The 25,105-nt window shown below is 31.4% G+C and carries 21 protein-coding genes; 12 read left to right on the top strand and 9 right to left on the bottom strand.

What is annotated here, in order from left to right:
• Positions 1–87: 87 nt before the first annotated feature.
• Positions 88–1,212: an N-acetylmuramoyl-L-alanine amidase family protein gene (locus ACXAG4_RS10970; protein ID WP_475296134.1), complete on the bottom strand. Its 1,125-nt coding sequence runs from the start codon at positions 1,210–1,212 to the stop codon at positions 88–90.
• 181 nt (positions 1,213–1,393) lie between these two features.
• On the opposite strand from ACXAG4_RS10970, the gene ACXAG4_RS10965 reads away from it, so the two are divergent.
• Together ACXAG4_RS10965 and ACXAG4_RS10960 are read left to right on the top strand one after the other, a co-directional pair.
• Positions 1,394–4,081: a putative LPS assembly protein LptD gene (locus ACXAG4_RS10965; protein WP_475296133.1), complete on the top strand. Its 2,688-nt coding sequence runs from the start codon at positions 1,394–1,396 to the stop codon at positions 4,079–4,081.
• Between the two features lie 3 nt (positions 4,082–4,084).
• Positions 4,085–4,465 (top strand): Rid family detoxifying hydrolase, encoded by a 381-nt coding sequence (locus ACXAG4_RS10960; RefSeq protein WP_475296132.1) that lies wholly within the window; start codon positions 4,085–4,087, stop codon positions 4,463–4,465.
• 14 nt (positions 4,466–4,479) lie between these two features.
• Here the strand turns inward: ACXAG4_RS10960 and ACXAG4_RS10955 are convergent, their stop codons facing one another.
• The gene (locus ACXAG4_RS10955; RefSeq protein WP_475296131.1) at positions 4,480–5,862 is read right to left on the bottom strand and encodes a response regulator; all 1,383 of its coding nucleotides are present in this window, start codon (positions 5,860–5,862) and stop codon (positions 4,480–4,482) included.
• 150 nt (positions 5,863–6,012) lie between these two features.
• Between ACXAG4_RS10955 and ACXAG4_RS10950 the strand changes: the two genes are divergently transcribed.
• Positions 6,013–7,053: a GMP reductase gene (locus tag ACXAG4_RS10950; RefSeq protein WP_475296130.1), complete on the top strand. Its 1,041-nt coding sequence runs from the start codon at positions 6,013–6,015 to the stop codon at positions 7,051–7,053.
• Here ACXAG4_RS10950 and ACXAG4_RS10945 read toward each other — a convergent pair.
• The 5 genes from ACXAG4_RS10945 to ACXAG4_RS10925 form a co-directional block, all read right to left on the bottom strand.
• Positions 7,046–8,266, bottom strand: a complete 1,221-nt coding sequence (locus tag ACXAG4_RS10945) for an ABC transporter ATP-binding protein (RefSeq protein ID WP_475296129.1) — start codon at positions 8,264–8,266, stop codon at positions 7,046–7,048. The genes ACXAG4_RS10950 and ACXAG4_RS10945 overlap by 8 nt on opposite strands.
• 81 nt (positions 8,267–8,347) lie before the next feature.
• Positions 8,348–9,208 carry an N-acetylglucosamine kinase gene (locus ACXAG4_RS10940; protein WP_475296128.1) on the bottom strand — a complete coding sequence of 287 codons (861 nt, stop codon included), beginning with the start codon at positions 9,206–9,208 and terminating at the stop codon, positions 8,348–8,350.
• A 62-nt stretch (positions 9,209–9,270) separates the two neighbouring features.
• Complete coding sequence (gene gap / locus ACXAG4_RS10935) at positions 9,271–10,272, bottom strand: type I glyceraldehyde-3-phosphate dehydrogenase (RefSeq protein ID WP_475296127.1); 1,002 nt, start codon at positions 10,270–10,272, stop codon at positions 9,271–9,273.
• A gap of 22 nt (positions 10,273–10,294) precedes the next feature.
• Positions 10,295–11,281, bottom strand: a complete 987-nt coding sequence (pfkA, locus tag ACXAG4_RS10930; protein WP_475296126.1) for a 6-phosphofructokinase — start codon at positions 11,279–11,281, stop codon at positions 10,295–10,297.
• Positions 11,282–11,428: 147 nt separating this feature from the next.
• Entirely contained in the window at positions 11,429–15,808 is a 4,380-nt protein-coding gene (locus ACXAG4_RS10925; RefSeq protein WP_475296125.1) for a translocation/assembly module TamB domain-containing protein, read from the bottom strand.
• Positions 15,809–15,977: 169 nt separating this feature from the next.
• On the opposite strand from ACXAG4_RS10925, the gene tsaD reads away from it, so the two are divergent.
• From tsaD to ACXAG4_RS10880, 9 genes are all read left to right on the top strand, one after another.
• Positions 15,978–17,000 (top strand): tRNA (adenosine(37)-N6)-threonylcarbamoyltransferase complex transferase subunit TsaD, encoded by a 1,023-nt coding sequence (gene tsaD / locus ACXAG4_RS10920; protein ID WP_475296124.1) that lies wholly within the window; start codon positions 15,978–15,980, stop codon positions 16,998–17,000.
• A gap of 32 nt (positions 17,001–17,032) precedes the next feature.
• Positions 17,033–17,674: a peptidylprolyl isomerase gene (locus tag ACXAG4_RS10915; protein ID WP_475296123.1), complete on the top strand. Its 642-nt coding sequence runs from the start codon at positions 17,033–17,035 to the stop codon at positions 17,672–17,674.
• A 93-nt stretch (positions 17,675–17,767) separates the two neighbouring features.
• Positions 17,768–19,456, top strand: coding sequence for an alkaline phosphatase D family protein (locus tag ACXAG4_RS10910; RefSeq protein WP_475296122.1), 1,689 nt, complete (start codon positions 17,768–17,770; stop codon positions 19,454–19,456).
• Between the two features lie 118 nt (positions 19,457–19,574).
• Positions 19,575–20,279 carry a 16S rRNA (uracil(1498)-N(3))-methyltransferase gene (locus ACXAG4_RS10905; protein WP_475296121.1) on the top strand — a complete coding sequence of 235 codons (705 nt, stop codon included), beginning with the start codon at positions 19,575–19,577 and terminating at the stop codon, positions 20,277–20,279.
• A gap of 2 nt (positions 20,280–20,281) precedes the next feature.
• The gene (locus ACXAG4_RS10900; protein ID WP_475296120.1) at positions 20,282–20,926 is read left to right on the top strand and encodes a DUF4159 domain-containing protein; all 645 of its coding nucleotides are present in this window, start codon (positions 20,282–20,284) and stop codon (positions 20,924–20,926) included.
• A gap of 32 nt (positions 20,927–20,958) precedes the next feature.
• Positions 20,959–21,462, top strand: a complete 504-nt coding sequence (locus tag ACXAG4_RS10895; RefSeq protein WP_475296119.1) for a TrmH family RNA methyltransferase — start codon at positions 20,959–20,961, stop codon at positions 21,460–21,462.
• Positions 21,463–21,504: 42 nt separating this feature from the next.
• Positions 21,505–22,593, top strand: coding sequence for an AI-2E family transporter (locus ACXAG4_RS10890; protein WP_475296118.1), 1,089 nt, complete (start codon positions 21,505–21,507; stop codon positions 22,591–22,593).
• Positions 22,594–22,599: 6 nt separating this feature from the next.
• Entirely contained in the window at positions 22,600–23,775 is a 1,176-nt protein-coding gene (locus ACXAG4_RS10885; RefSeq protein WP_475296117.1) for a THUMP-like domain-containing protein, read from the top strand.
• A gap of 7 nt (positions 23,776–23,782) precedes the next feature.
• Positions 23,783–24,139: a hypothetical protein gene (locus ACXAG4_RS10880; protein ID WP_475296116.1), complete on the top strand. Its 357-nt coding sequence runs from the start codon at positions 23,783–23,785 to the stop codon at positions 24,137–24,139.
• Here ACXAG4_RS10880 and ACXAG4_RS10875 read toward each other — a convergent pair.
• Both ACXAG4_RS10875 and ACXAG4_RS10870 read right to left on the bottom strand, forming a co-directional pair.
• Entirely contained in the window at positions 24,136–24,594 is a 459-nt protein-coding gene (locus ACXAG4_RS10875) for an RNA methyltransferase (RefSeq protein ID WP_475296115.1), read from the bottom strand. The genes ACXAG4_RS10880 and ACXAG4_RS10875 overlap by 4 nt on opposite strands.
• A gap of 37 nt (positions 24,595–24,631) precedes the next feature.
• Positions 24,632–25,102 carry a TspO/MBR family protein gene (locus ACXAG4_RS10870; RefSeq protein ID WP_475296114.1) on the bottom strand — a complete coding sequence of 157 codons (471 nt, stop codon included), beginning with the start codon at positions 25,100–25,102 and terminating at the stop codon, positions 24,632–24,634.
• Between the last annotated feature and the right edge of the window lie 3 nt (positions 25,103–25,105).

Below are 25,105 nucleotides of genomic sequence, written 5' to 3'. Positions count from 1 at the left end.
AAGCCATAAATATAAAGGAAACTATATTGCAATTAAATACAATTTACCGTTTATAGCAAATTTAGAATAATTTTGAATAGGAAATTTTTAATTGGCTGTTGTTTTTAAAGCTTCGGCTAAACTTATTTTTTTGCCGTTTTTAAAAGCCACTATAAAACTAGATTTGTACCCTTTACTTTTGGCCTCTTCTTCAAGTTTTTTTGTAGTATCATAATTATGCGTACTACCGTAATAATATTTGTAGAGATTGCCTTCTTTAATACGCGAAATCTCACTTAAACCCTTAAAATTATAGGGTTTAGTTTCTAAAGCTTTTGAACTAGCTGCTATTTGAATTTTATATTCAATTGAAGTATTGGTAGTTGTTTCTGTAGTTTCAATTTCAGGTAAATTGGCACTTACAGAAACACTTTTTTTATTTAAATTGAAGTATTTAATATAGTTTTCAACAGCGTTGTATAAAGATTTTGTCATTAAAGCTTTTCCTTTTTTAGAATTCAAAAAATCTTCTTCTTTTTTATGTGTTAAAAACCCAAGTTCAACTAAAACACTAGGCATATATGTGTATGCTAATACATAAAATATATTTTGCTTTACACCTCTACTGCGGCGTTTAGCAGTTGTTTGAAACTCATCTTCAATATATCTGGCTAACTTTATACTACGGTCTAAATATTCTTCTTGCGCAATCATTAAACCTAAAACAGATTCTGGTGAATTTGGGTTGAAATCTTTATAAACCTCTGTATCATCTTCTAAAGCAATAACACTATTTTCACGCTTGGCAACCTCTAAATTTTGTTTATTTTTTGTTAAACCTAAAACATAGGTTTCAGAGCCGTAAGCACTACCTGTTTTTCCTGGTTGCGCATTACAGTGAATAGAAATAAATAAATCTACATCCTTTTTATTTGCTAAAACGGTTCTACCATTTAACGTTGGGTACGTATCATTTTTTCTTGTGTATAATACTTTAACGTTATCTAGGTTTTTTTCTATCATTTCACCCAAATCTAATGATACATCTAAAGCAATATCTTTCTCAGTGGCTTTATATCTTCCAGTTCCTGGTGTACCAGAATCTTTACCACCATGCCCAGGATCTATCATTATTACAAATGAATTTGAAGCAGCTTGCCCCTGTACATTATTAAAAGAAAATGTTAATACTGAAATTATAAATACGAAAAAGGATATTCTGTACGTTTGCATAAATGTTTAAACAACTAAAAAATTGAATTATTGCTTTGGTTTTTTACTGTGCAGATTTTTATTTTAAATTTTAATAAATCACACAAAAAATATATGTAATTTTGGCAATTCAAAAACCGAGCCATACTTTTACAAAAATACATTAAAAGCGTTGCATACAAACAACTTTAAAATACTTTTTGTGCTAAGTTTTACAGTGTTTATTAACACGTTAAGCTACAGCCAAGATATTCCAAACAAAGGTAAATCTATTGGCGCAACAGTGAAAGATTCTGTGGTGGTTAATATTGATAAACCTACTGAACCCGAAGCTTTAAACTCTGAAAAAATTGCAGACACCACTGTTACAGATAGTGTTAAACCTAAAGAATTACTTGAACATATTGTAAAATACAGCGCTACAGATTACACCAAATTCAACAATAAAAAACAACAATTGTACTTGTATAACAATGCTAAAATTGATTATGGTGATATGAATATTTCCGCAGGTAGTATTACTGTAGATTATGGTACAAATACAGTTTATGCTCGCGGAATTACAGATACTATTGATGGCTACATACAAAAACCAGTGTTTACTCAAGGTAGTAATGTTGTTGAGCCAGATTCTATTGTTTTTAACACTAAATCTCAAAAAGCATTAATTTACAACTCTGTTACAGAACAAGGCGAAGGCAACGTTATTGCAAGAATTACTAAAAAGGAAAACGACTCTGTTTACTTTATTAAAAACGCCAAATACACCACTGCAGAAAATCTTGAAGACCCAGATTATTACATCAGACTTTTAAAGGCCAAAATTGTACCTGGTAAAAAAATAGTTACAGGGCCTGCAGGTATTTATATTTATGATGTACCAACACCTGTTTGGTTGCCTTTTAGTTTTTTTCCGCAAAGCGAAAAACATACATCTGGTATTATAATACCAACTTTTGGCGAACAAAATGATAGAGGTTACTTTTTACAAAACGGTGGTTACTATTTTGCTATAAGTGATTATATGGATTTAGCCGTTTTAGGAGATTATTACACCAATGGTAGTTTTGGTTTACGCTTAGAAAACACCTATGCCAAACGCTACAGATTTAGAGGTAATTTAGCCTTTAGGTATGAAAACCTTATTACTAGTGAACGTGGTTTTCCAGATTATGCCCGAAACACTATTTATAACCTGCGTTGGTCTCATAGTCAAGACTCTAAAGCCAACCCAAGTTCACGCTTTTCAGCATCGGTAAATTTAGGTAGTAGCACCTATTACAGAAATTCTATAAACCAAATAAATTCTGGTAGTAATTACTTAACAAACACGTTATCATCTTCGGTTTCATACTCAAAAACATTTCAAGGTGAACCTCAAGTTAGTTACAGTTTAACCGCAACACATTCTCAAAACACCAATACTCAAACCATAAACATGACTTTACCAACATTTCAAGGTAGTGTTGGTAGAATGTATCCGTTTTCATCAAAATCGGGTTCTAAAAAAGGGATTATTCAAAATATAAATCTTCAATACAACGTGCGTGGTGAAAACAGAATTGCCACTGTAGATTCGCTTTTCTTTAAAAAAGAAATGTTTGATGATGCCCGCGCTGGGTTTCAGCATACAATACCAATTAGTACAAACTTCAAAATATTTAAATATTTTAGTGTAAGTGCTGGTGCCAATTACAATGAGGTTTGGACGTTTAAAACCATTGATAAACGTTTTAACTCTATTTTAGGTGAAGAAGAAGTTGAAACCATTAATGGCTTTGATGCTTACAGAACTTACAATTTTAGTACCAGTATTGGTACCACCGTTTATGGTATGTTTAATTTTGAAAAAGAAGGTAAAGATACCAAGCTTAAAGCCATAAGGCATGTTATGCGGCCTTCTATTAGCTATAATATTAATCCGGCTTTTGATAAGTATTACAATACATACGAAGAAGAAGTTATTACTGCCGATGGTTTAACAACCAGAGACGTTGAGTTTTCAAGGTTTGAAGATGCTATTTTTGGTGCACCAAACAAAAATTTTTCAAGTTCAATGGGTATATCTTTAGCTAATAATTTTGAAGCTAAAGTAAAAGACCGTGACAGTACAGCAACCGAGCCTAAAAAAATTAAGTTACTAAACAGTTTAAACTTTTCATCGGCCTATAATTTTGCCGCAGATTCTTTACAATGGAGTCCGGTTAGAATGAGTGGTAGCACGCAACTTTTTCAAAACCAAATGAGTATAAATTTCGGTGCAACTTTAGATCCTTATGCGCTAGACAACAATAATACACGTATTAACAAATTTAATATTGATAATGGCGGTAGTTTATTTAGGCTAACAAGCGCTAACTTAACGGCTAGTTGGTCTTTATCAAACAAAAATAAGGGTAAAGACAAAGGCAATACTACGGCCAGTGATAATCCTGAAGATTTTTTACCCAAAAACATGGATTTCTCTAATGACCAAATAAACGAATACCAAAATAATAAAGACACCAAAAAGGGTAATAATGATGAAGATGATGCACCATCAAAATTCTTCAATCATAAAATACCTTGGAATGTGCGTTTAGCCTATGCCGTAAATTATGCCAATTCACGAAGGCAAAATGAAATTTCATCGCACTCACTCATGTTTTCTGGCGATATTGAGTTAACTAGTAAATGGTCTATTGGTGCTTCATCTGGTTACGATATTAAAAACCAAGGCTTTACTTACACTCAGTTTAGGTTTCAAAGAGATTTAGAAAGTTGGAATATGAACTTTAGTTGGATACCTTTTAGCGATAGAACTTCTTGGAATTTCTTTATTGGTATAAAATCTAGTATTTTGAAAGACCTGAAATACGAAAAACGAAGACAACCAGACCAACAATTATAGCACATGAAAACTATTATAACTACACAAAATGCCCCTGCTCCTCTTGGACCCTACAACCAAGCTATTTTAAGTGGCAACACCCTTTATATTTCTGGCCAAATAGCTATTAATACGCAAACTAACGCACTTGTTTTAGAAGATATAAATGCTGAAACTACACAAGTTATGAAAAACTTAGAAGCTGTATTAAAAGCTGCTAATATGACTTTTGAAAATGTTGTTAAATCATCAATTTTTATAAGTAACATGGACGATTTTAATGCTATTAATACCGTTTATGGCAGTTATTTTAATGAAGCTACCGCTCCTGCAAGAGAAACTGTGCAAGTAGCTAAATTACCCAAAAATGTAAATGTTGAAATTAGCATGATTGCTGTTAAATAAACAACTAATGCAGCTTACTTTTTAGCATATTCAATAAGTAATTCTTTTAACTCATCAACGTCAATAGGTTTTGCTAAAAACGCATCAATTCCTGCTAGTTTAGCTTTATTAATATCGGCTTCAAAAGCACTTGCTGATACACCAATTATTGGTGTTTTGGTTTTGGAATACTTATCTGTTTTTTGAATTAATTGTGTAGCTTCGTAACCATCCATATCTGGCATATAAATATCCATAAACACCATATCAAAATCTAAAATTTTATAAAGCTCCAAAGCTTCTAAACCGTTCTTCACAAAAGTACAATCGGCACCCAAACGTTCTAATAAAAATTTAATAACCTTTTGGTTCATGCGGTTATCTTCAGCAACTAAAACATTAAATTTATTAGTTAGTATAGGCTTAAAATTAGTAGCCTCGTTTTTAATGTTTAGTGTTTTTTTAAGTTGTAAACTAAAATAAAATGTTGAGCCTTCATTCTCTTTGGTTTCTAATTTAAGTTCGCCACCCATAGCGTGTACCAATTGGTGTGAAATTGCCAAACCAATACCTCCACCTCTATAATCTGTGGCTAAAATATTTCCTTGAGATGCTTCAGCATTTTTAAAAACACGTCGTACCTCTTGTGGGCGCATTCCAACACCTGTATCTTTAATATAAAATGTTATTATTTGTTCATTATCTATACCCACAGTTTGATCTACAATAACTGATATTTTACCTGAATTAGTAAACTTAATGGCATTATTAATTAGGTTTATTAATACTTGTTGTATACGCGTAGAATCTGCCATTACCAAAAACTTATCTGTTTCTTTTGATAAAAATTTAAATTCAAATTCTAAACCTTTTTCCCACGCTTGATATTCAAAAACTTTAAACAAGCGTGTTAGGTCTAATTTTAAATCTATTGCCGTTTCATTTAATTGTAAATTTCCTGTATCAACATTTGCATTATTGGTAACCATATCTACCAATTGTAATAAGTATTTTGATGAATATAAAGCAATTTCAGCCTGCGCACGCTGGTCTGTATTTAATTCTGTTTGCATTAGCATATTTAGCATGCCCATAACAGTGCTTAAAGGTGTTCTAACCTCGTAACTCATGTTTTCTAAGTAAATAGACTTATGGTCGGCTAATTTTTCGCTTTCATTAAGCGCTGCTTTTAATTCCTTAATACGAGTTAATAAGTTTCCGCGAGTAAAATTATTTTTTAGTTGATTTTTAAAAAAGTATTGCAGTGTAAAAACTTGTATGATGGCTAAAACAAAAAGTGTTATTATTATAATTTTTAAACCTAGAAAACCATTTATAAAAGCAAACCCTAAAAAAAGGATTAAAACTATAGAGGCAAAGATTAAAAGCGACAATACCTTTTTGGTATTAGATCTCATAAATTTTAGGAGAATATTCATTTAATGTATGGGTTAAGCAAACATATTTATAAATATAGCAAATATCAAACTAATAGTACTATTAGGCTTTGTAAAGATGCTATAATTATATAAATTATTGTACTTTTATTTTAACAAAATTTAAGTAGGATGCGCATAGAATATGAAATTAAATTAGGGTTTAAAGATGTGATGATTCGCCCTAAACGATCTACCTTAAAAAGCAGGTCGGAAGTAAATTTAGAAAGAACATTTAAATTTTTACACAGTCCTTTAGTTTGGTCAGGCATACCTATTATAGCTGCAAATATGGATACAGTTGGTACTTTTGAAATGGCTAATGCTTTAGCAAATAAACAATTATTTACCGCAATACATAAACATTACACTGTAGCCGATTGGAACGCTTTTTCTGCTAATTTACCACAAAATTACACCAATTATGTAGCTGTTAGTACAGGTATTAGCGAACAAGATTCTAATAAACTTGCACAAATAATTAAGTATAATCCGCAATTAAAATTTATATGTATTGACGTTGCCAATGGCTACTCAGAATATTTTGCAGATTTTGTAAAGCAAACCCGTGAAAAATATCCTGATAAAGTAATAATTGCAGGTAATGTTGTTACTGGCGAAATGGTTGAAGAATTATTATTATCTGGTGCCGATATTGTAAAAGTTGGTATTGGTCCTGGTTCTGTTTGCACTACCAGAGTTAAAACCGGCGTTGGATACCCACAACTTTCTGCCATTATAGAATGTGCCGATGCTGCACATGGTTTGGGCGGACAAATAATTAGTGATGGTGGTTGTGCCATACCTGGTGATGTTGCTAAAGCTTTTGGTGCTGGTGCAGATTTTGTAATGCTTGGTGGTATGCTTGCTGGCCATGATGAAAGTGGCGGACAAACCATTGAAAAAAATGGCAAAACCTACAAGCAATTTTATGGTATGAGTTCTGCTACAGCTATGGAAAAACACGTTGGTGGCGTTGCCGAATACAGAGCCAGTGAAGGCAAAACTGTTGAAGTACCGTACCGTGGTGCAGTAGAATCTACTTTACAAGATATTCTTGGTGGTTTAAGAAGCACTTGTACTTACGTTGGTGCCCAACGTTTAAAAGAACTTACAAAGCGCACAACGTTTATTAGAGTTGCTGAACAAGAAAACACAGTATACTCTAAGTAATTTGTTTACCCGTTGAACCTGTTTTATCTGGTGATAATTGGTAAATAAAATTTGGTTTTAAACCCACTTCATCTCTATGAGATACGTATATAATAGCCGTGTTAGTTTCATTGGCTATTTTATTAATTAAGCTTGTGAAAATTAATGCGTCTGCATCATCTAAACCATTTGTGGGCTCATCTAAAATTAACAAAGGAGGATGTTTTACCATTGCTCTGGCTATTAAAACCAAACGCTTATGACCCGATGATAATGTTTGAAAACTTTTACTTTTAATTGTTTCTAAGCCTAAAAGCGCTAACCATTGTTGTGCTAAAGTAATTTCAGATTCATTGGGGTGTTTATACAAACCTACAGAATCATAAAACCCAGATAGAATCATATTTTCAATGCTTTCGTGTTTTTTAAAACCTCTTAGCATATCAAAGCCAAAGAACCCAATTTGCTTTTTAATATCCCAAACACTTTCACCACTACCCTTTTTATTTCCGAAGAGATAAATATTTTGATTATACGCTTTAGGGTTATCACCTGAAATTAATGATAAAATGGTGCTTTTACCTGAACCATTAGCGCCTTTTAATTGCCAAAATTCACCTTGTTTTACTTCCCAATTTATATTTTTAATTATCATTCTATCAAAATATGCTACTGATACATTTTCAAACTTAACAAGTGTTTTAGTTTTTAATCTTATTGGCTTGTGTGGTTTTGGCAAGGTGTTTATAAAGTAATTTTGGGTGTTTTTTATATCTTCAGTATGTATTAAAGGTTTTAATGTGTTTTCTGAAAAGTAAAAAACAGTATTTATAAAGCTTAAAACATCTTGTTTTCGGTTAGTAATTTGAATAATTGGTATGCTATTGCTTAATTTTTTGAATTGTGTTTTAATATTTTGTTGGGCTTCAACATCTAAATTACCAAAAATATTATCGGCTATTATATATTCAGGCTTTTTTGAAATTATGTGTTTTAATAGTGCTTTTTTACGCTCACCTTCGGATGCTTTAGCTAAACTATTTTTATTGGCTGCCGTAATAAACACTTGTCCGTATTGTCTTTCTAAATCAATATGTTCGTTAATAATAGTTTCAGAAAAAATGGCGCCTTTTAATACTTTCAAACTTGGTAATAATTTACCAGAAATTATACTATTTACTAGTAATTGTTTATCGTGTTTGCTTGATATATATATGGCTACGTGTGTTTTCAAATTACTTAATAATTAGTTATAAAAAACCTTTAAACAATAGTGTTACTGCTTAAAGGTTATAAATTTTATTGTATGGTTTTACTATAAATTTTTAGTGTGAAATGGTACTAAACCATCAATGGGTCTGCGTTCAAAATTACCAACTTTAAAACCCATTTCTTCAGCTACTTCTTTAATTTCTTTTTGAGCAAAAAAGGCTATAGAACCTGCAAAATGAACAGGAACTGTTTTAAGTTCTTCCTTGTATTGAAAAATCATATTTCTAGCAAACTCTCTTACTCCATTTTTAATTAAATTAATGGTGTAGTTTGAGTCTTTGTGCAAAAACATAAACTCTGCAAAATTTGCCAAATATGCGTTAGGGCTTGGTTGCTTGTATAAATTATATTTAATAAAATCGGCATCTAAATTATACTTAGCGCCAAAAGCTATTTTTACATTTTCTGGCATGTGGTTAAAGTAATAATCTTTAATTAACTGTTTGCCATAATAATTACCTGAGGCGTCATCCATTAATGTATAACCTAAAGATTTAACGCGTTGGTGCAACACCTCTCCATCATAATAACTACAATTTGAACCAGTACCCATAATACAAACAACAGCAGCTTCTTTTGGATGATTAATTGTTGCGTAAACAGCTGCTAAAGTATCTTCATTAACTTCAACATGAGCCTTAGGGAAAATTTGGGTTAAAACAGAAGTTAATAACTCTTTAGCGTTTTCTGTACCACAACCTGCGCCATAAAAAAACACATGTGTTACTTGTTCTATATTTTCTTTTAATTCTTTACTTTTTAAAATTGTTTTGTGAAGTTTTTTTTCACTTAAAATAGCTGGATTAAGTCCTTTAGTTCGTACTTTATCCATTAGTTTATTTCCTTGTTTATCTACTGCTAACCAATCTGATTTTGTAGAACCACTATCAACAATTAAAATCATAAGTTTAAGAATAAAAAAGCTCCGCAACCAAAAAATTGCGGAGCTTTAAAGTTATTTAAATATTATAAAGAACCAATGTGTTGTGCTAAATCAACAAGTTTAGTTGAGTAACCAAACTCATTATCATACCAAGAAATTAATTTAATGAAACCATCATTTAAACCAATACTTGCACCAGCATCAAAAACACTTGTTCTTGGTTCTGAAACAAAATCTTGAGATACTACACCTTCTTCAGTATAACCTAAAATTCCTTTTAACTCATTTTCTGAAGCTTCTTTTAAAGCAGCTTTAACATCATCAAAAGAAGCTGGATTTTCTAAACGACACGTTAAATCTACAACAGAAACATCTGGCGTTGGTACTCTAAAAGCCATACCTGTTAATTTTCCGTTTAATTCAGGAATTACTTTACCTACAGCTTTAGCTGCACCAGTTGAAGATGGTATAATGTTTGAAATGGCTGCACGACCTAATCTGTAATTTTTTCTTGAAGGCGCATCTACAACAAACTGTGTAGAAGTTGAAGCGTGAACAGTTGTCATTAAACCTTCAGCAATACCAAATTTATCGTTAATTACTTTAGCTAAAGGCGCTAAACAGTTAGTTGTACAAGAAGCATTTGATACAATTGTATCTGCATTTGTAATTTTATCGTGGTTTACACCCATTACAAACATAGGAGCATCAGCAGAAGGCGCTGAAATTGCTACTTTTTTAGCACCTGCTTTAATGTGCGCTTGCGCTTTATCTAAAGTTGTGAAAATACCTGTACAATCTAAAACTACTTCAACACCAACAGCATCCCATTTTAAATCTTCTGGGTTACGCTCTGCAGTAATTCTAATTTCGTTACCGTTAACTACTAAGTTACCGTTTTTAACGTCTACTGTTCCGTTAAATCTTCCGTGAACAGAATCGTATTTTAATAAATATGCTAAGTGTTCAACGTCTAATAAATCGTTAATCGCTACTATTTCAACATCTGGTCTTGAAGCTGCAACTCTAAATGCAATTCTACCAATTCTACCAAATCCGTTAATTCCTAATTTTAATTTTGACATAATCTCTTATTTAATAAGTGTTTTAAGTAGTCATTATATCTGACACTCGTAATAATTCTAAATTTATTTTTGTTTTTCCTTTTATGGCTTTTTCTAATGGTGTAAGTTCCATTTTACTATTTAACAAACCAACCATATAATTGGTTTTGCCTTCTAGTAAAGATTCTACTGCTTTTACACCCATACGGCTTGCTAAAACTCTATCAAAACATGAAGGTGCACCACCACGTTGCATGTGCCCTAAAACAGATACGCGTACATCATACCCTTCCATATTTTGATCAACATATTCTTTTAATTCAAATATGTTTTTACCAATTTTATCGCCTTCGGCAACTACAACAATGCTTGATGATTTTCCAGATTTTCTACTTTTGTTAAGCGAATCTACTAATCTATCTAATCCTAAATCTTCTTCAGGAATTAAAATTTCTTCGGCACCACCTGCAATACCTGTGTTAAGTGCAATATGGCCAACATCACGCCCCATAACTTCAATAAAAAACAACCTGTTATGTGAGCTTGCTGTATCTCTAATTTTATCAATAGCATCAACAACGGTATTTAAAGCGGTATCAAACCCTAAGGTATGTGTTGTACCGTAAATATCATTATCAATAGTACCTGGAATGCCTATTACTGGAAACCCAAATTCTTGATTAAACACTAAACCTCCTGTAAAAGAGCCATCACCACCAATAACTACCAAGGCATCAATATTATGCTTTAATAAGTTTTTATGTGCTTTTTCTCGGCCTTCTTTGGTGCGAAACTCTTGTGAGCGTGCAGATTTTAAAAACGTACCACCTTTGTTAATTATACCTTTAACGCTACGTGCATCTAAAGGGGTAAACTCATCATCTATCATTCCTTGATATCCTTGGTAGATACCAATACATTCTACATTATGGTAGGCACATGTTCTAACCACAGAGCGTATAGCTGCGTTCATTCCGGGTGAATCTCCTCCAGAAGTTAAAACTGCTATTCTTGTAATTTTATTTGACATATACTTTATTTGTATTTGCTTGTAAAATTATAAACAAAAACCTAAAAAACATAGCATTTAGCGCTTTTTAATACATTGTTAATACTATAACGTTTTAGTTAATAATTGTTTTATAATTACCTAAAAAACAACTAAAAAGAAGATACTTTAATTTTGTGAAGTTTGCTTGTGAGTAATAAAATCTGGCGAGGTATTTTCTTCTATAATTTCTTCTGTTGGCTTTTCTTCTTTTTTACTTTTAAATAAATTTTGAAGTAGTTCTTTAAAGGTATCAAAATCTACATTATACGATAAACCAACACCCTGTGTGTATCCAATTTGTTCTCCAAAATTTTGAATGCTATTTTCTCTATTAAATACTTTTGCTACTAGTGTACCTTCTTCATTTAATAAAAATTCTATTTGCACATCGCCAGCAACAACTGTGTTAGTCGCATTACTATCGCCAATAGGTACACCTACTTTACCGTTTATAAGTACTCTGTCACTAATTTGGGTTTGTAACGTAAGGCCTACTCTATCATTTGTTTGATAATCTGGTCTGTTTTGGCCAGCTTCATAATTTAAACCTAAGTTAATTTTACCATCTCCGTTTGAAAAAATACCGTTTATAATACCGTTAAGCCTTTCGGCAATGGTACCAGAGAAATTAAGTTCATTTAAACCTCGTGAAAACGAACCTGTAGATATTAAGTACAGTGCTTGGTTTTGCATATCTTCTGGGGAATCTAACCTGTATTGCAGCTCAGATTTTACTGCTGAATTTACATTTGGAAACTCAAAACTAAACTCTGGGTCTGGTTGTTCAAGCTCACCTGTTAACGCTATATTTAGTTCTACGGGAATGCTGCGGTTTATAGGATTATCAAGTAACGGCGATGGATTTGCTTGTGTTTTGTATATGGCTAGCATATCTATTCTTGCTTTTAACGGGTCTCCTTCCCAGTTAATAGAACCACCTGGTTGCACTATAAATTGTTTTTGTACTAAACCTCCGTAAGCAAAATTGTAAACACCTTTAAATACCGAAAAATCTCCCCACATATCAAACTTACCGTTAGTATTTATTTCAACTAAAATACCACCACGACCATTTCCTTTTAATGAGTGGCCTGTGCTTTTATCTATTATAATTTCTAGGTCTGCATCTTCTGTAATATCAACATCAAAATCTAATTCTAACCCTTTTATATCATCAAAAACATAAGCTTTATTTTTATTTTTGGCTTCTTTTTCTTCTTTTGAAACTAGCCTTATAAAGGTATTATCACCAAATGATTCGGTATCATTTAAAGGAATTTTAAATACGGTACCTGGTTTTGTTTGCGCTACAACACTTATGGTTAATTGATCTGTAGGACCAAAAATTTTAGCTTCACCACCAATAAAACCACGTCCGTAATACAAGGCATCTTCAGTTTCTTGCGTGTTTAGAACTAATAACCGTTTGGTATTAATATCTAAATCTAAATCCCATTTTGATAAATTATTATGGCTTAAAGTGCCGTTTAAAGTGCCGCCAGAATTAAACTGCGTATCGGTTAATTCAATATTATTAAAAATAAAACTTTGTGCTTTTAAGGTTACTTTTTCTTCGTTTTTAAAAGCATAATCAACATTTAAATAAGGTATTGTAAAACCGGCATTTGCTAAGGTTAAATTGCCATTTATATTGGGCTTTCTTGCATCACCAATAAGTTTTACTTTACCTGATACTTCGCCTCTAATATTAGATAAAACATCATAAAGTAAAGGGTTTAATGGCGCTAGTTTAAAATCATCAAACGTTAAATCTACATTAAGGTTAGATTGCCGCCTGTTTACAACAATATCACCCTTTGCTGTAAACGATTTTGATATGTTGTTTTTTATAGTGGCATCAACCAAATAATGCGTTAAATTATCGTTTCCGGTAATTTGTGCATTAAAATCTCCTAAGGGGAAATTATTCACTGCAAAATCATTAATTACTATGGTTGAATTAGGTAAATAACTGCCGTTTTTTTGAAGAATATCTAACTTTCCGTTTACGTTTCCTCCTAAAGATAAACTATCAATATCTGGTGTTATTTTTGCAAGATTTACGTTTTTAAAATTAAGTTTTATGTCTTTTTGAGTAGAATCTTTTAAAAACCCGGAAAGTTTAATTTCTTCGTTTTTATGATTGATTTTAAAATTATCTACATTGAATTTTGATAATGATTTATCAAACGAAATTTTATTAAACCTATCGCCTGCTTCATTTATAAACCATTTACGATTTTTTACGGTGAAATCTGATTTTTTAAATCCTAAAACAGATTCTTTATTTTCATTTATAGTGTGATAAAAACTTAGGTTAAAATTATCATCATTTCGTTTACCGCCGTTAAATTCTGAACGCATAAACAGCGTATCATTTACGGTAACATTAATTAGATTAAATTTTGAAACGTTATAAAACTTGGTATTTAAACTATCAATTTCAACATATGTATTGAATAGCGGGTTGCTGTTATCTACCTGAAGCTCAATATTATCAGCAAAATAATTATACACTTTTATTTGTGGCGATTTAAACGTGAGTTTAAACTTGGTTTCATCACTCTCAACACGGCCTCTAATAAAAGTATTTTTACCCAATTCTATTTCAGGAAAAATAACTTCGGCTATTTTATTATAAATTTTAAAGTTAAAATCTATACTTTGATTTATGTTTACTTTATGAGGCTGATAATTGGTGTAAATATGCCCAATTGAATTTTCAAAAAGCTTTTTTAAATCTTTAAATACAAAGGTGCCTTTTAAGTTACCTTCAACAATATCGGGTGATTTAAACTCAATATAACGCGTGGTATTTTCAAAACGTGATGAAATATCAAATTTCTTAAAATAATACGTATCGTGTTCGTTTTTGTAAGTAGTATTACTAAATGATATTACTCCCTTTGCATCATCTAAATTACTACTATTCATATTCATTTTAACCCTACTTTTAAAAATTGAAATACTATCTTTTTTTACAAAGTTTAGGGTGTTTAGGTTGGCGTAATCTACTTTAGCCTCAAAATCATATTTTTTTACGTCTTCAGAAAAATCTACTAAACCATTAAAGTTTAATTGTAAATTTCTGTCGTTCACAATTAAATTACCATCAAAAATTTTATTAATTACTTTACCTGCTACTTTTATTTTGTTGTATTTGTAATTGTTATAAACTACATTAAAAACATCACCACTTAGTTGGGTGTTTAAATTTTCGGTAATAAAACCGTTGCCATTCACATCAAAATTAAGCGAACCTATGCCAATTTTGGGTTCGTCTAAAAAAGTACCAAAATCAAAATCTGTTAATGCAATGTTGCCTTTGTATGTGGCGTTATCAATATCGTTTACTTTATTTATTTCAAGGTTAGAATCTATTAAACCAATATCGGTATCAATTTGTACATCGGCATTTATAAGTGTTGATGTTATTTGCGTATTTCCTACTATTGTAAAACGCCCCAACCTGTCAAATGTTGATGGTATGGCATCACCAATTACGTTGGGTAACAAAGCGGTTAAATCTTGATATGTAGAGGTTAGGTTTGAAAAACGCCCATTCATGTAAAAGTTGTTTTCTTCACTATTAAATAGGTTTTCAAAAGCTATATTACCGCGTATTTTGGTGCTTTGGCTTGTACTTAAATCTAAATTTGTGGCTTTTAAGTTGTTTAAAGTTCCTGAAACATTTGTACTAAACAAGGCTCTTTGAGTTTTTCCAAATTCGTTGTAAAGAATATTTAATTCATTTAGTAGAATATTTGAGTTTGTAAAGTTGGCATTTATTTGAACTTTATCTGTAAAGTATTGTAAATCTTGGCGGTTGTAGGTAAATTTAATGTTACCGTTTAAAACAGATTCTGGTGTTTTTAGCAATAAATCATCAAAAGTCATGCTGGTTAAAGTATACTCAAAATTAGTCATCATATCTTTAACCACTAATCCTCGGCTATCAACAAACGATAGTTTATTTATTCTGGTACTAACATCACTTCCTTTTATTAAAAAATTGGTGCCGTTAATATTTAAGTTTGAAAAATCTAACCGTTTTGGTGTTTCGCGGTTTTCATCAATAAGTCTAAAAATACTGTTATAAATTGATACATCACTTGAGGACAAAAGAAAAGTGCCATCGCCTTTTTTAGGATTATCGCCTTCTAATTTGGCTATGAAAACATCCAAATTAGTATCTGTTTCGCCTTTGTAGGTTTTAATATTTAATATTAAATCTATTATATCAATATCACCAAAGGTCATTTTATTGTTAACTAAATTTCTAAAACTCAAAATAGAAGTGTTTAGTTCTGCAATACTAATTAGGGTATCTTTTTTATAATCTTCAACATAAATATTTTTAAATTCTACATCGCCATTAAACTGTAAACCAACTTTTTCAATATTTATTTTTGTGCCAAACTCTTTATTGAGTTCTTTAGTAGCGTAATTACCTAAGCTTGTTTGAATTGAAGGAATAGAAAACACCAACACCAAAATGATGAACAAAAGCAGGAAAATACCCGCTATTTTTAATGCTATTTTAAGTGCTTTTTTGATACGCTATAAAATTATTGATATTATTAAGAATAAACTATTTTTGTGCTTACGTTTATTAAAATAGTTTTAAACGTTTATTAATGCCAAAATTAACAATTATTGTGCCTAATATTTATTAATGGATTCACAAAATATTTACATTCTAGGAATTGAGTCATCATGCGATGATACCGCTGCTGCAGTAATACATAACGGAAAAATTTTAAGCAATGTTATTGCTAACCAAAAAATACACGAAGCTTACGGTGGTGTTGTGCCAGAATTAGCCTCTAGAGCACACCAACAAAACATTGTGCCCGTGGTGCACCAAGCGCTTAAAAAAGCAGGAATTACAAAAAAAGATTTAAACGCTGTAGCCTTTACGCGTGGCCCAGGTTTAATGGGTAGTTTGCTTGTGGGTACATCTTTTGCTAAATCTTTGGCCTATGGATTAAATATTCCGTTAATTGATGTTAACCACATGCAAGGGCATATTTTAGCGCATTATATTGATGAAGAAGGCTTTGAAAAACCGCCTTTTCCGTTTTTAGCCATGACAATTTCTGGCGGCCATACTCAAATTGTAAAAGTGAACCATTATTTTGATATGGAAGTTATTGGTGAAACCATTGATGATGCTGTTGGTGAAGCTTTTGATAAAAGCGGAAAAATTTTAGGTCTTGGCTATCCTGCGGGTCCAGAAATTGATAAACGTGCTAAACTTGGCAACCCAAAAGCCTTTAAATTTACTAAACCAAAGGTTGATGGTTTAAACTTTAGTTTTTCTGGTTTAAAAACAGGTATTATGTATTTTATTCAACGTGAAACAAAAGAAAACCCTAATTTTATTACAGAAAATTTAAATGATATTTGCGCATCTATTCAATACACTATTATTGGTATTTTAATTGATAAACTGAAAAAAGCATCAAAGGAAACCGGTATAAAACATATTGCTATTGGTGGTGGTGTTTCGGCTAATTCAGGAATTCGTCAGGCTTTAAAAGATGGCGAACAAAAATTTGGATGGTCTACCTACATACCTAAATTTGAATACACCACAGATAACGCTGCAATGATTGCTATTGTTGGGTATTTAAAATATTTAGAGGGCTACTCAACACAACAAAACATTATGGCTTCTGCCCGATTAAAAATATAAAACACTTAATTTTAAAAACCCCAAATTACATTATGAAAAAAACATTACTTATTTTACTATCAATTATTATTTCACAAACGCAACTATTTGCACAAAGTACTACCGAAAAAGAGCTTGATAGTATTGAAACACCCCAGCAAATTGAACGTTATTTAGCTACTAAAAACTCTAAAAAAAATAAACTTATTACGTTTAACCAAGAAAAACACAAAACCATATTAGCTAAAGAACTTTTTAAATTAGGAACAGGTAGAACAAAAACAGTTGAAAACGAATTTGAAAAAACGTTTTACAAAGTAGTTGCTAAAAAAAGTAAAACGTATTACCGTGCTTCATATATTTATTTAGATGGTTCAAAATACACCCTTAAAAGTATAAATGATTTAAGAAAAAATATCATTGGGCGCTACAATGCCGGGGCAACTTTTAATTTTTTAGCCAAACAATATTCTATGGATGATAATGCTAAAAAAGGTGGCGATTTAGGTTGGTTTACAAAAGGCGATTTACACCCAGATTTTGAACAAGAAATTTTAAAAACCAACCATACTATTGGTGAAGCTTTCACACTAGATATTCCATCACAAAACTGGTTTTATGTAGTTCTTTTAACTGAAGAACCTAAAGAAATTCCAGAAATTGACGTATTAAAAATTGTAGAGCCTAAAGCTTAAATATTTTTTTTGAAAAAGCGTAATATAAAATTAAACTTTAAATAACGCTTAATATTTAAAATAGCTTCAATTTTATACAAATAAATTGATACTATGAACAAACATAACAGCCGAAGACATTTTCTTCAAAAAGCACTATTTGCAACAGGTGGCATTATTTTAGCTCCTAATTTTATTAGTTGTAAAAGTGATGACGATTTAGGTTTTAATTTTGACACCACTAACTTTACCACTACAAATTTTAAAGAAGGTGTTGCTAGTTTTGATCCATCAGATTCTAAAGTAATTATTTGGACACGCTACAGTGGGCCAACGCAAGAAATTGTTTGGGAAATAGCTTCTGATGTTAACTTTAAAAATAAAATTAGAGATGGTAAAGTTACAACAGATGCCTCTAGAGATTTTACTGTTGCTATTGAAGTTACACAACTAGACGAAAACCAAAAATTATACTACCGTTTTGTTAATATTGAAGATGAAGAAGTATCTGTTATAGGTGAAACCATAACATTACCCAAAGATGCTTCTAGTACAAAATTAGCTGTGTGTTCTTGTTCAAATTATCAAGCTGGGTTATTTAATGTTTATGATGCCATGGCTAATTCTGAAGCAGATATCATTATTCATTTAGGCGATTATTTTTATGAATATGCCGCTGGCGGATATGGCGCTACAGCAGAAAATGCCAGTTTAAACAGGTTTCATGAACCAGATAAAGAAGTTATTGCTTTAGAAGATTACAGAACACGTTTTAAACAATATAGATCTGATGTTTCATTGCAATTAGCGCATCAAAAAAAACCTTTTATTTGTGTTTGGGATGATCATGAAATAGCCAACGACACCTATAAAAATGGTGCCGAAAACCATGACGAAGCTACTGAAGGTAGTTTCGAGGTTAGAAAACAAAATGCTTTACAAGCATATAGTGAATTTTTACCTTTTTCTAGATTACAACAAGATGATAATAGTTTAATTTACAGAAACATAAATATTGGAAATCTTGTTAACCTCATAATGCTAGATACCCGATTAATTGGTAGAGACAAACAACTTGATATTTTTAGTTACTTTGGCACTTCTGGTTTTGATGCTGCTTCATTTCAAACAGATATAAGCAACCCTAACCGAAGTATTTTAGGCGCAACGCAACGCAACTGGTTACTAAACCAAATAAGTACTAGCAACGCTAAATGGCAAGTTTTAGGGCAACAAGTTCTAATGGGAAAAATGTATGTTCCTGCAGAAATGCTTACTGCCTTTGGCGCTTCAAATTTTGTTGAAGTGCTAACAGAACTGGTTACTATAAAAACCAGACTTTTACAAGGAGACCCAACATTAACTGAGCAAGAAAAAGCAAGAGTAACCACTGTTTTACCTTATAATTTAGATGCTTGGGATGGTTACCCTGCAGAACGCGAAATTATTTACAATGCCCTTAATGGTAAAAAAATAATTACACTTGCAGGTGATACACACAATGCTTGGAGCAACACGTTAACAACCGCAACTAACACTGAAGTTGGTATAGAATTAGCAACTGCCGGCGTAAGTTCTCCTGGTTTTGAAAGTTTTATTGGTACAGACCCAACTACAGTGGCTAGTTTTGAGCAAGCTTTAACTGTTTTAATTGATGGTTTAAACTATTTTGATGCCTCAAGGCGCGGGTTTTTAATGGCCACATTTACTAGTACCGAAGTAAAATCTGAATGGATTTTTGTTGATACTATTTTATCTTCAAACTACAGAACCCAAATTGGTAAAACCATTACATATTCATAATATAACATTTTCAAATAGTTAAAAAGCTGCGTTTAGTTTAACGCAGCTTTTTTGTTTTTCTACTTTTATAAAAAACTTATCATTTTTAAATACCTTTGCGTAAAACAAGGCGTTTTAAATGCAACTATTTTACAATCCTGATATTACCGAAACTACCGCACAAATCATTTTTCCAAAAGATGAAAGCAAACATATTGTTAAAGTTTTAAGAAAAAGCAGCGGCGATGTTTTAAACATTACAAATGGTAATGGTTGGTTGTTTAAAGCCGAAATAACAATGCCCAATACAAACAAATGTATTGCTAATATTATTTACAAAGAAAAACAAGATAAGCGCCCTTATAGCTTGCACTTAGCGGTAGCACCAACCAAAATGAACGACCGCTATGAGTGGTTTTTAGAAAAAGCTACAGAAATTGGTATTGATAGCATCACGCCTATTATTTGTGAACATAGTGAGCGTAAAATAATAAAGCCCGAGCGTTTTGAGCGTATTTTACAAGCAGCCATGAAACAATCTTTACACTGTTACATGCCTAAGCTTAATAACGCTGTAACGTTTAAAGATTTTATTACTCAAAATTTTGAAGGCAAAACATACATTGCTCATTGTGAAGAAACCGATAAAAAATCACTTAAAAGTGAACTAAAACCAAATGAAAATATTACTATTTTAATTGGTCCTGAAGGCGATTTTAGCTCAAAAGAAATTGAAATGGCTTTAGCAAATAAATGTATTCCAGTAACTTTAGGAAACACAAGATTAAGAACAGAAACCGCTGCTATTGTTGCATGCCATTCTGTTGCTTTTGTTAATGAATAACTATGAAAAACCTACTACTACTTTTAACAATATCATTTTCAATTTTACAAGTAAACGCGCAAGAACTTGCCGTTTTAAAATATAGTGGTGGTGGAGATTGGTACAGTAACCCAACCGCACTGCCAAACCTTATAAACTATTGCAACGCTCATATAAACACCCAACTAGAAACCAACGTACAAAATGTTGAAGTTGGTAGTACCGATATTTTTCAGTACCCGTTTGTACATATGACGGGTCACGGACATGTTTTTTTTAGTGATGATGATGCCCAAAACTTAAGGAATTACTTAACATCGGGCGGTTTTTTGCATATTGATGATAACTACGGTATGCAACCATTTATAACTAAAGAATTGAAAAAGGTATTTCCAGATAAAGAGTTAGTAGAATTACCTGCTAATCATAAAATCTTTAATAATGTTTATAATTTCCCAAATGGTTTACCTAAAATACATGAACATGATGGTAAACGCCCACAAGCTTTTGGTATTTTTGAAAAAGATAGACTTGTATTATTATTTACTTTTGAAAGCGATTTAGGTGATGGTTGGGAAGACGAAGCCGTACACAATGACCCCATTAATGTTAGAGAAAAAGCTCTTAAAATGGGCGCAAATATTATTAAATATGCTTTTGAAAACTAACATTAAAAGTAAACTTAAAACCCAAAAACCTCTTGCAACTCACCCACTACAATACCAACTTTACAAAACATACATTTCCGGTTACAGTAGTTTGTAACAATGTAACCAATGCGCCTAATATTGGAAGTTTATTTAGAATTTGTGATGCTTTTGGTGTTGAAAAACTCATACTTTGTGGTGAAAACATTCCGTTTGGGCGTAAAATGACAAAAACATCCAGAGCTACCGAAAAATCAGTGCATTTTGAAATACAATCAAATGCCACTAACACCATTTCAACATTAAAAAAAGAAGGTTATCATATAATATCTTTAGAAATAACTAACAGTAGCCAACCATTGCATACGTTTAATTTTTCCGAAGTAAAAAAACCAATTGCTTTAATTATTGGCGATGAAAATTTTGGTGTATCAAATGAAATTTTAGCCATGTCTAACACCACCATTCATATTAACATGTTTGGGCAAAACAGTAGTATGAATGTTGTACAAGCCACAAACATAGCGCTTTATGAAATTACCAAGCAGTTATTGTAACATTTTTTGTGCTTAAAAGTCTTATTATTATATATTTACTAAATGAACTCTAAATTAATTGCCAACGGTATTTTACGTGCTATAGCCATAATTTGCGGTGTGGTTTTGGTACTTTTGTTTTTGTACAAAATTCAATCGGTTATAGGTTATGTTGCCATTGCTGCAGTAATATCATTAATTGGCAGGCCTATTGTTTTATTTTTAGAAAATCGGCTGAAGTTTAAAAACACCATTGCTGTAGTAGTTACTATGGCGCTGCTTTTAAGTATTTTTGCGGGTTTAATTAGCTTGTTTATTCCGTTAATAATAAAACAAGGTCAAAACTTATCGCTTTTAAACATCAATGAATTACAAGGTGATATTGAAACGCTTTACGCTGAAATTATTACGTATTTTGATTTACATCAAATTGATGTTGAGCAATCATTAAAAGATTCTAACCTATTTTCAAAGTTAGATTTCTCGGTAATTCCTAACTTTTTAAACTCGGTAATTAGTGGTTTAGGCAGCTTTAGTATTGGGCTTTTTTCGGTATTATTCATTTCGTTTTTCTTTTTAAAAGACAGTCGTTTGTTTGAAAACAGCATACTTACACTAATACCAGATAACAAAGAAAACCGCTGGAAAGCATCTTCAGAAAAAATAAAAGATTTACTATCTCGTTACTTTGTTGGGCTTATTTTTCAAATACTTATTTTGTTTATTATTTACATGATTGGGCTACTAATTATTGGTGTTGAAAACGCTGTTGTTATTGCTTTTTTGTGTGCGTTACTAAACTTAATACCCTATGTTGGCCCATTAATTGGCGGACTTTTAATGGTAACCTTAACCATGACAAGCTCACTAGGGCAAAGTTTTAGTGACGTTATATTACCTAAAACACTTTGGGTATTACTTGTAATTGCCATTGGCCAATTGGTTGATAATTTTGGTAGCCAACCAATAATTTTTTCAAAAAGTGTAAAATCGCACCCATTAGAAATATTTTTGATTATTTTAATTGCTGGTATTTTATTTGGTGTTTTAGGTCTCATAATTGCGGTACCTGCTTATACTGCTATTAAAGTAATTTTAAAAGCCTTTTTATCTGAAAATAAAATAGTTAAAAAACTTACAAAAGATTTATAATTACTATTGAATTTAGCCATTTTAAATACTGTAGTTCAAGAATTCATTTCAGAAAATCTTCAAACAGATATTAACACAATACTACTAAAAGGTACAAATTTTGAAGCTGTAAATACTAAAGAAATTGTTGAGCAAATTGAAGCTAAAACGCGTTGCAAAACCAAACTTAGTACGTGGTTTAATACCGCTAGTATTTTTTACCCAAATAAGTTAAATATTGAGCAAACATCATCAGAAGCCACAGCTAAATATAAAGCTGAATTAATTTCGGGCAATTCTATAATTGATATAACCGGTGGTTTTGGGGTAGATTGTTACTACTTTTCTAAACACTTTGAAACCGTTACGCACTGCGAAATAAATGAAAATTTATCAAAAATAGTAGCGCATAACTTTAAGCAACTGCAAATAAAAAATATAATTACGGTTAAAACCGATGGTATTGCGTTTTTAAAAACTGAGCAAAAAACTTATGATTGGATTTATATTGATCCGTCTCGCAGGCATGACAGTAAAGGCAAAGTCTTTTTTTTAAAAGATTGTTTACCTAATGTACCAGAACATTTAGAGTTACTTTTTAAAACAGCAAAACGCATTCTTATAAAAACATCGCCTTTGCTAGATATTTCAATTGGTATTAACGAGTTAAACCATGTTAAAACCATACATGTAGTTGCTGTAAATAATGAGGTAAAAGAACTGCTCTGGGTTTTACAACATAATTATAATGAAGCTATTACTATTGAAACGGTAAACATAAAAAAAGACAAAAACGAACATTTTAATTTCAAAATAAACACATTACCAACTGCTAAATTTAGTAAACCACTTTCTTTTTTATATGAACCTAATGCCGCTATTTTAAAATCTGGTGCTTTTAATGAAATTACCCAACAATTACCTGTTTTTAAATTACACAAACATTCACATTTATATACTAATGAAACCGTTTTAAAAACCTTTCCCGGGCGCATTTTTAAAATAGAAAATAAAATAGCTTACAACAAAAAGGTTTTTAAAAAACTAGGCATATCAAAAGCGAATATTACCACCAGAAATTTCCCTGAAACAGTACAACAAATACGTAAAAAACTTAATATAAAAGATGGAGGTGGTACCTATATTTTCTTCACAACAGATATTGATAATAATAAAATAGCATTACTTTGCAGCAAAGTATAAAAGCAGAATGACGGTTAACGATTTAGAAGGCACATACAACATTATTGGAACTAACCAAAATGAAACGAATATACAATACAAAGGCACACTAACGCTTACTACCGATGACTATAACAGAGTTATCGCTAAGTGGCTTATTAATAACCAACAAAAACAAACAGGATATGGCTTTTTTAAAGACCATATTTTAGTTATTAATTTTGAATATTTAGGAGTTGATAATGATACGTTTAAAGGTGTAGTAGTTTATAAGTGCTTAACCAAAGATATTTTAGAAGGATTTTGGTCTGAAACCTATGGAGATCCAAACTATTTAGGAACCGAGCGTTGTTTTAGAATACAAACAGAGCTTAATATTAATTAGCTACGGGGTTTTCTTAATTGCCTATCATACATAACAATACTGCCAGCTACGGAAACATTTAAGCTTAAAGTTGATTTAAATTTTACTAAAAAATGAGATTTTTCAATAGCTTCTTTGGTTAAACCATGATCTTCTGCTCCTAATAAATACACACATCGTCTTGGGTGATTAAAAGTCTCTAAATCTTTGGCACTCTCATCTAATTCTACCCCTACAATGCGTGTGCCTTTGGGTAAATTATTAAAAAAGTCTTCAAAAGTATTGTAGTGAAAATATGGCATTGATTTAACAGCATTGTGCGTATCGCACGCTTGTTTTGCATAGCGGTTACCAATTGTGAATACAAAACTAGCGCCCATATTTTGTGCCGAACGCCATAAAACACCCAAGTTTTCTGGTGTTTTACCGTTTAAAATACCAATTCCAAAAAACTCATTAACAAAGTTATCATTCATAGCACAAAAATATCAAACAATAACAAACTTAGCTTCATTAATTACACAAAACTATATATGCATTTAAGCTAGTTGCAATAGTCATCCAAATTAAGTAAGGTAAAATAAATAACGTATTATAGTTAAGGTCTTTTTTAAACTTAAACGTAAAATATCCTATTAATAACCAAAGCAGTGTTATGATTACTAAACCAATAGTTGTAAGGTGTTTGTTAAAAAAGAATAAGTTCCAACTTACATTTAAAACCCATTGTAAAGAATATAGAAGAATTAGTTTTTTATCAAAAAGATAAAATTGAAAGCTTAGTTTGGTCATATAAAGCGCAAATAAAACCATTATGGTAGTCCATGCTGCACCAAAAACCCAACCGGGTGGCGTCCACGGAGCTTTATTTAAATTTTGATACCAAGAAGTTTGTGGTCCGTCATTCATCAATAAAGTACCAATGTACAATGCCAAAAAATTAGCAATTAAAAAAATAATAAAACGTACTAATGGCTTATTCATAAC

The sequence above is a fragment of the Seonamhaeicola sp. ABD4_175 genome (assembly GCF_056160885.1).
Note: the sequence above shows the minus strand (reverse complement) of the source record. Positions and strands in the feature narration are given on the sequence as shown.

Bases quoted from the DNA above. Each gene is read 5' to 3' on its own strand.
- ACXAG4_RS10970 (WP_475296134.1), bottom strand. From the start codon at position 1,212: ATGCAAACGTACAGAATATCCTTTTTCGTATTTATAATTTCAGTATTA.
- ACXAG4_RS10960 (WP_475296132.1), top strand. From the start codon at position 4,085: ATGAAAACTATTATAACTACACAAAATGCCCCTGCTCCTCTTGGACCC.
- ACXAG4_RS10955 (WP_475296131.1), bottom strand. From the start codon at position 5,862: ATGAGATCTAATACCAAAAAGGTATTGTCGCTTTTAATCTTTGCCTCT.
- ACXAG4_RS10950 (WP_475296130.1), top strand. From the start codon at position 6,013: ATGCGCATAGAATATGAAATTAAATTAGGGTTTAAAGATGTGATGATT.
- ACXAG4_RS10940 (WP_475296128.1), bottom strand. From the start codon at position 9,208: ATGATTTTAATTGTTGATAGTGGTTCTACAAAATCAGATTGGTTAGCA.
- gap (WP_475296127.1), bottom strand. From the start codon at position 10,272: ATGTCAAAATTAAAATTAGGAATTAACGGATTTGGTAGAATTGGTAGA.
- pfkA (WP_475296126.1), bottom strand. From the start codon at position 11,281: ATGTCAAATAAAATTACAAGAATAGCAGTTTTAACTTCTGGAGGAGAT.
- tsaD (WP_475296124.1), top strand. From the start codon at position 15,978: ATGGATTCACAAAATATTTACATTCTAGGAATTGAGTCATCATGCGAT.
- ACXAG4_RS10915 (WP_475296123.1), top strand. From the start codon at position 17,033: ATGAAAAAAACATTACTTATTTTACTATCAATTATTATTTCACAAACG.
- ACXAG4_RS10910 (WP_475296122.1), top strand. From the start codon at position 17,768: ATGAACAAACATAACAGCCGAAGACATTTTCTTCAAAAAGCACTATTT.
- ACXAG4_RS10905 (WP_475296121.1), top strand. From the start codon at position 19,575: ATGCAACTATTTTACAATCCTGATATTACCGAAACTACCGCACAAATC.
- ACXAG4_RS10900 (WP_475296120.1), top strand. From the start codon at position 20,282: ATGAAAAACCTACTACTACTTTTAACAATATCATTTTCAATTTTACAA.
- ACXAG4_RS10890 (WP_475296118.1), top strand. From the start codon at position 21,505: ATGAACTCTAAATTAATTGCCAACGGTATTTTACGTGCTATAGCCATA.
- ACXAG4_RS10880 (WP_475296116.1), top strand. From the start codon at position 23,783: ATGACGGTTAACGATTTAGAAGGCACATACAACATTATTGGAACTAAC.
- ACXAG4_RS10875 (WP_475296115.1), bottom strand. From the start codon at position 24,594: ATGAATGATAACTTTGTTAATGAGTTTTTTGGAATTGGTATTTTAAAC.
- ACXAG4_RS10870 (WP_475296114.1), bottom strand. From the start codon at position 25,102: ATGAATAAGCCATTAGTACGTTTTATTATTTTTTTAATTGCTAATTTT.